Origin of the sequence: Prevotella sp. AM42-24 (assembly GCF_003461825.1) — a bacterium.
Lineage (GTDB): Bacteria > Bacteroidota > Bacteroidia > Bacteroidales > Bacteroidaceae > Prevotella > Prevotella hominis.
Map to the genome: position 1 here is coordinate 1 of NZ_QTXV01000157.1, position 1,516 is coordinate 1,516.

The 1,516-nt window shown below is 46.4% G+C and carries 1 protein-coding gene and 1 pseudogene; both read left to right on the top strand.

The genetic code is table 11. From position 1 onward, the window contains the following. Positions 1-1,285: pseudogene (locus tag DW917_RS17465) on the top strand (hypothetical protein); the annotation flags it as partial. Positions 1,286-1,295: 10 nt separating this feature from the next. After that, on the top strand, positions 1,296-1,516 hold a 221-nt coding region (locus DW917_RS16835), incomplete at its 3' end, for a hypothetical protein (RefSeq protein ID WP_147344255.1).

Below are 1,516 nucleotides of genomic sequence, written 5' to 3' on the forward strand. Positions count from 1 at the left end.
TTGGGAGACAGAAAACGCTGAATTCATCGAGACAGAGGAGAGTGCATCCGGTCATGCCGTGAACCTCACAGAGGGTGGTTTGGCGCAGCAGATTTCAGAGAAGCTCATATCTGGCGAGAAATACACACTATCCTTCAAGGCGAGCGGCAAATCGCTCAAATTCACCGTCGGTGGATATAGTGAGAATATACAGCTTACGGATGAACTGAAGAGATATTCTGTCATCTTCAGCTGCTCAGATCCGGAGGATAAACGTTTCCGCATATTTGAGGCAACGGCCTGTGTGATGGAGATCACACTTAACCAGGGCAACCTGCCAGTACAGTGGCAGACCGCTTTTGATGATCAAGACAAAACGCTGGCAAGCTTAGAGGCTATCCAATACCTCACTGCTGCAATCACGGAGGCTAAGACTACAGTCAATGGCGGTCTTGTCATGACGCAGGACATTCGCGTGGGCCAATACCGCAACGGCAAGATGGTCAAGGAGACAGGAGGCATAAGCGGATACGCTGCAACCAGGAATTCACCCTTCATCTGGGGAGGTGGTGATATGCTGCAAGCATTCTACACCATCGGCAAATATATCTATGATCCCGGATATATGGCTACCGATGAGGAGTTGAAGAAGATGTGCAGCTTCGTGCTTACCCATGGCGGTCGTGCCATCCTCAATGATATAATCTTGCATGGATATATCTATGCCAAGGGCGGTGTCCTTCAGTCCGTCCGCTCACCAAACGGCAACTTCTCCATCGATGAACAGGGCAACGTTGTATTGAAGGGCAATGTAACTGCAACGTCTGGTTCTTTCGGAGGGTTCAAAATTAAGGATAAGCAGATGCATTCTGAAGGCGATGGATATACATTTGATATCTATAAAGACCGTCTGGTCTATGCTGATCTGAAGAACAAGACAACATGGATTGTCAATTCTACCGATGAGGATGGTCTGAAGATGTCTTTGAGCAATGAGGATTCAAGCATCGCCATGAATGTCACTGACTATGGAGCAAGCATGACAGCAAGAGGTGGAAAATTCCATTCCACTTTTTCCAAGAACTACTTAGGCATTACTGCAGATTTCGGTTATACATTTGAATTCCAGATTCTGAGTGGGACTGGTGTAGTTAGAATGCCACTTCCGAAAGCTGGCATAAAATGCTGGGTTAAGACTGATTCTAATTATATGCAGCTCAAAATGGCAGGACTGCCAACGGATGGGTCTAAATGTGAACCTGGGCAAGTCTATGTGGAACATGGAGTCTTAAAGTTGAAATCATAAATTATAAAATATGGAAAATCTGAACAAAGTCCCGTCATCGGGCACAACTTTCGGCAATGTCGTTGAGTCCATCAACGCCAACTTCGGCTTGATACTCACTGCCATCACCGAACTGGAGCAGACCAATAAGCGCAAATACCTCTTTACAAATGAGGCAGAGCTGAAGGCTACCTATCCTAATCCCGACAAAGGCGATTATGCTTTCGTTGGAGAGTTGGCCAATGCTATCGT